This window comes from Pseudomonas sp. UBA6315 (assembly GCF_002438125.1).
In the GTDB taxonomy this organism is placed as follows: Bacteria; Pseudomonadota; Gammaproteobacteria; order Pseudomonadales; family Pseudomonadaceae; genus Aquipseudomonas; species Aquipseudomonas faucium.
On sequence record NZ_DJTF01000029.1, the window covers coordinates 1 to 5,319 of the forward strand.

Below are 5,319 nucleotides of genomic sequence, written 5' to 3' on the forward strand. Positions count from 1 at the left end.
GAAAGACCAGGGCCAGGCCGCCAGCGGCGCGGGTTTCGCTGCCACTCATGCGCTCGGTGTGGGTGTCGTGTATGGATTAACCTCGTGTGGGCCGGCGGCGATTCTATCAGTCCGACAGCTTGACGGCATCTACGCGACGCTTTGCCGCGTACTGGCAGCGCGCCGTATACTTCCTTGTTTATGCCCGCCGAGCGAGGCCGCAGTGGACAAGATCCTGATTCGTGGGGCACGTACCCACAACCTTAAGAACATCGACCTGACCCTGCCGCGCGACAAGTTGATCGTGATCACCGGCTTGTCCGGGTCCGGCAAGTCGTCGCTGGCGTTCGACACGCTGTACGCCGAAGGCCAGCGACGCTATGTGGAGTCGCTGTCGGCCTATGCCCGGCAGTTCCTGTCGATGATGGAAAAGCCCGACGTCGACACCATCGAAGGCTTGTCGCCGGCCATTTCCATCGAGCAGAAGTCGACCTCGCACAACCCGCGCTCGACGGTCGGCACCATCACCGAGATCTACGACTACCTGCGCCTGCTGTATGCCCGCGTCGGCACGCCGCGCTGCCCGGACCACGACATTCCGCTGGAAGCGCAAACGATCAGCCAGATGGTCGACCTGGTGCTGGAGCGCCCGGAAGGCAGCAAGCTGATGCTGCTGGCGCCGGTGATCCGCGAGCGCAAGGGCGAGCACCTGGCGGTGTTCGACGAACTGCGTGCCCAGGGCTTCGTGCGGGCGCGGGTCAACGGCAAGCTCTACGAGCTGGACGAACTGCCCAAGCTGGACAAGCAGAAAAAGCACAGCATCGACGTGGTGGTAGACCGCTTCAAGGTGCGCGCCGATTTGCAGCAGCGCCTGGCCGAATCGTTCGAGACCGCGCTCAAGCTGGCCGACGGCATCGCCCTGGTGGCGCCGATGGACGACGAAGAAGGCGAAGAGACGATCTTCTCCGCGCGCTTCGCCTGCCCGATCTGCGGCCATGCGATCAGCGAGCTGGAGCCCAAGCTGTTCTCCTTCAACAACCCGGCCGGCGCCTGCCCGACCTGTGATGGCCTGGGGGTGAAGCAGTTCTTCGACACCAAGCGCCTGGTCAACAGCGAGCTGACCCTGGCCGAGGGCGCGATCCGCGGCTGGGATCGGCGCAACGTCTATTACTTCCAGATGCTTGGCTCGCTTGCGGCGCACTATGGCTTCAGCCTGGAGGAGCCATTCGGCGAGCTGTCGGCCGAGCACCAGAAGGTGATCCTGCAGGGCAGCGGCAAGCAGAGCGTCGACTTCAAGTACCTCAACGACCGCGGCGACATCGTCAAGCGCTCGCACCCGTTCGAAGGCATCGTCCCGAACCTGGAACGGCGCTACCGCGAAACCGAGTCGGCCACCGTGCGCGAGGAGCTGGCCAAGTTCCTTGGCACCCAGCCCTGCCCCGACTGCCGCGGCACCCGCCTGCGCCGTGAGGCGCGGCACGTGTGGGTGGGCGAGAAGACCCTGCCGGCGGTCACCAACCTGCCGATCGGCGAAGCCAGCAGCTATTTCGGTGAGCTGACCCTGACCGGCCGGCGTGGCGAGATCGCCGCGAAGATCCTCAAGGAAATCTGCGAACGCCTGCAGTTTTTGGTCAACGTCGGCCTCGACTACCTCACCCTCGACCGCAGCGCCGACACCCTTTCGGGTGGCGAAGCCCAGCGTATCCGCCTGGCCAGCCAGATTGGCGCGGGCCTGGTGGGGGTGATGTACATCCTCGATGAGCCGTCCATCGGTCTTCATCAACGGGACAACGACCGCTTGCTGGCCACCCTCAACCACCTGCGCGACCTGGGCAACACGGTGATCGTGGTCGAGCACGACGAGGACGCCATCCGCCTGGCCGACTACGTTGTCGACATCGGCCCGGGCGCCGGTGTGCACGGCGGCCAGATCGTGGCCGAGGGCACCCCGCAGGAGGTCATGGACCACCCGGACTCGCTGACTGGCAAATACCTGTCCGGGCGCAAGAAGATCGTCGTGCCGGCCAAGCGCACCCCGCGTGACAAGAAGCTGCAGCTCAAGCTCAAGGGCGCACGGGGCAACAACCTGCAGAACGTCGACCTGGAGATCCCGATCGGCCTGCTCACCTGCGTGACCGGCGTGTCCGGCTCGGGCAAGTCGACGCTGATCAACAACACCCTGTTCCCGCTCGCCGCCACCGCGCTGAACGGCGCAAGCAGCCTGGAAGCCGCGCCGCACAGCAGCATGGACGGCCTGCAGCACCTGGACAAGGTGGTCGATATCGACCAGAGCCCGATCGGCCGCACACCGCGCTCGAACCCGGCCACCTACACCGGCATCTTCACGCCGATCCGCGAACTGTTCTCCGGCGTGCCGGAGTCGCGCTCCCGTGGCTATGGCCCGGGGCGTTTCTCCTTCAACGTCAAGGGTGGCCGTTGCGAGGCGTGCCAGGGCGATGGCCTGATCAAGGTCGAGATGCACTTCCTGCCGGACATCTACGTGCCGTGCGACGTGTGCAAGAGCAAGCGCTACAACCGCGAAACCCTGGAGATCAAGTACAAGGGCAAGAACATCCACGAGGTGCTGGAAATGACCATCGAGGATGCCCGCGAGTTCTTCGACGCGGTGCCGGCCCTGGCGCGCAAGCTGCAGACCTTGATGGACGTGGGCCTGTCGTACATCAAGCTGGGCCAGTCGGCGACCACCCTGTCGGGTGGTGAGGCGCAGCGGGTCAAGCTGTCTCGCGAGCTGTCCAAGCGCGACACCGGCAAGACCCTGTACATCCTCGACGAACCCACCACCGGCCTGCACTTCGCCGACATCCAGCAACTGCTCGACGTGCTGCATCGCCTGCGCGACCACGGCAACACGGTGGTGGTCATCGAGCACAACCTGGACGTGATCAAGACCGCCGACTGGCTGGTGGACCTGGGGCCGGAGGGGGGTTCCAAAGGTGGGCAGATCATTGCCAGCGGCACGCCGGAGGAGCTGACCAAGATGAAGCAATCCTACACCGGGCATTACCTCAAGCCATTGCTGGAGCGTGACCGGGCCTGATTGGCCTGTGGATAAAAAAAGCCCCTGGTACCGACGGTGCCAGGGGCTTTTTTATTGCGTGTGGATAACTTACATCTGCGACTGCAGGTAGTTTTCCAGGCCGATGGCTTTGATCAGGCCCTGCTGCTTTTCCAGCCAGTAGGTGTGATCTTCTTCGGTATCGGCCAATTGCGCGCGCAGGATGTCGCGGCTGATGTAGTCCTTGTGCAGTTCGCACAGTTCGATGCCTTTGCACAGCGCGGCGCGCACCTTGTACTCGAGCTTGAGGTCGGCCTCGATCATTTCCGGTACGGTGCTGCCCACTTCGAGGTCATCGGCACGCATGTCCGGGGTGCCTTCGAGCATCAGGATACGGCGCATCAGTGCATCGGCGTGCTGCGTCTCTTCTTCCATCTCGTGGTTGTTACGTTCGTAGAGCTTGGACAGGCCCCAGTCTTCATACATCCGCGAGTGAATGAAGTACTGGTCGCGTGCTGCCAGTTCGCCCTTCAGCAACGTGACGAGGTAGTTGATTACGTCCGGGTGACCTTGCATCGCCCTGCTTCTCCCTGTGAATAACTTCAATACCGCATAGTGTGAACCAGGTTTTCGTCGCGGTCACTGAAAAACGCGCAATTAGAAGCAAAAAATCGGTTAAACAGTAGTGATATTCATTGAAAAACCGCCCAAATGAGGGCGGTTCTTCTTATCACTTCGACTTAGGCGAGATTCAGCCCCAACGCCTTGGCGATGCCTTCGCCATAGGCAGGGTCGGCCTTGAAGAAGTACTGCAGCTGCCGTTGAATCACATCTTCGCTGACGCCGGCCATGGTGCCTGCGATGTTGCTGATCAACAGCGCTTTCTGTTCATCGCTCATCAGGCGGAACAATGCGCCGGCATGGCTGTAGTAGTCATCATCCTCGCGGTGATCGTAACGGTCGGCCGAACCGTTGAGCGCCAAGGCGGGCTCGGCGTGGCGCGGCGACTGCTTCGGCGCATCAGCGAAGCTGTTGGGCTCGTAGTTCGGCGCGCTGCCGTAGCTGCCGGCTGCCATGGAACCATCACGCTGGTAGCTGTTGACCGGGCAACGCGGGGCGTTGACGGGCAGCTGCTGGTGGTTGGTACCCACGCGATAGCGGTGCGCATCGGCATAGGCGAATACACGGCCTTGCAGCATGCGGTCAGGCGACAGGCCGACACCGGGCACCATGTTGCTCGGGCCGAATGCAGCTTGCTCGACTTCGGCGAAGTAGTTGAGCGGGTTGCGGTTGAGCTCCAGCACACCCACTTCGATCAGCGGGTAGTCCTTCTGCGACCAGGTCTTGGTCACGTCGAACGGGTTCTCGTTGCGGCTGGCCGCTTCGGCTTCGCTCATGACCTGGATGCACACGGTCCAGCGCGGGAAATCACCGCGCTCGATGGCTTCGAACAGGTCGCGCTGAGCGTAGTCCGGGTCAGTGCCTGCCAGGCGCGCAGCCTCGGCCGGAGCCAGGTTCTTGATGCCTTGCTGGGTCTTGAAGTGCCACTTGACCCAGGTGCGCACGCCCTGTGCATTGATCAGGCTGTAGGTGTGGCTGCCGAAGCCGTGCATGTGGCGGTAGCCATCCGGAATACCCCGATCGGAGAACAGGATGGTGACCTGGTGCAGCGCCTCGGGGGAGTGCGACCAGAAGTCCCACATCATCTGGGCATTTTTCAGGTTGCTTTGCGGGTGACGCTTCTGGGTGTGGATAAAGTCAGGGAATTTGAGCGGGTCACGGATGAAGAACACTGGGGTGTTGTTGCCAACGATGTCCCAGTTGCCTTCCTCGGTGTAGAACTTCACGGCGAAGCCCCGCGGATCGCGCTCGGTGTCTGCCGAACCGCGTTCGCCACCCACGGTGGAGAAGCGCAGGAAGGTTTCGGTCTGCTTGCCAATCTGCTCGAACAGCTTGGCGCTGGTGTATTCGGTAATGTCGCGGGTGACGGTGAAGCTTCCGTAGGCACCTGAACCCTTGGCGTGTACACGACGCTCGGGGATGTTCTCGCGGTTGAAGTGCGCGAGTTTCTCGATCAGGTGGAAGTCGTCGAGCAGCAGCGGGCCGCGAGGGCCGGCGGAACGGGAGTTCTGGTTGTCAGCTACAGGTGCACCGCTGGCGGTGGTGAGTATCTTGCTCATGGGCTCTCCTTATCGGTCTTCAGGTGCCGGCTATCGGCTTGAAGAGGAGTATCGTCGAGCAAGGTTACACAAACAAATTCATTGATTGACTTGCATCAATAGAAACAAACAATACATGCGCGCACAAAAAACCGGGCACTAGGC

Annotated in this window: 4 protein-coding genes; 1 reads left to right on the forward strand and 3 read right to left on the reverse strand. The window is 62.2% G+C overall.

What is annotated here, in order from left to right; translation table 11 throughout:
- On the reverse strand, positions 1–73 hold a 73-nt coding region (locus B3E94_RS03370; protein ID WP_286912337.1), incomplete at its 3' end, for a hypothetical protein.
- A 129-nt stretch (positions 74–202) separates the two neighbouring features.
- On the opposite strand from B3E94_RS03370, the gene uvrA reads away from it, so the two are divergent.
- A complete protein-coding gene (uvrA, locus tag B3E94_RS03375; protein WP_176515237.1) occupies positions 203–3,037 on the forward strand; it encodes an excinuclease ABC subunit UvrA in 2,835 nt (944 codons plus the stop codon).
- A gap of 69 nt (positions 3,038–3,106) precedes the next feature.
- On the opposite strand, the gene bfr is transcribed toward uvrA, so the two are convergent.
- Entirely contained in the window at positions 3,107–3,571 is a 465-nt protein-coding gene (gene bfr / locus B3E94_RS03380; protein ID WP_286912336.1) for a bacterioferritin, read from the reverse strand.
- Positions 3,572–3,735: 164 nt separating this feature from the next.
- Complete coding sequence (locus B3E94_RS03385; RefSeq protein WP_236237291.1) at positions 3,736–5,175, reverse strand: catalase; 1,440 nt, start codon at positions 5,173–5,175, stop codon at positions 3,736–3,738.
- Between the last annotated feature and the right edge of the window lie 144 nt (positions 5,176–5,319).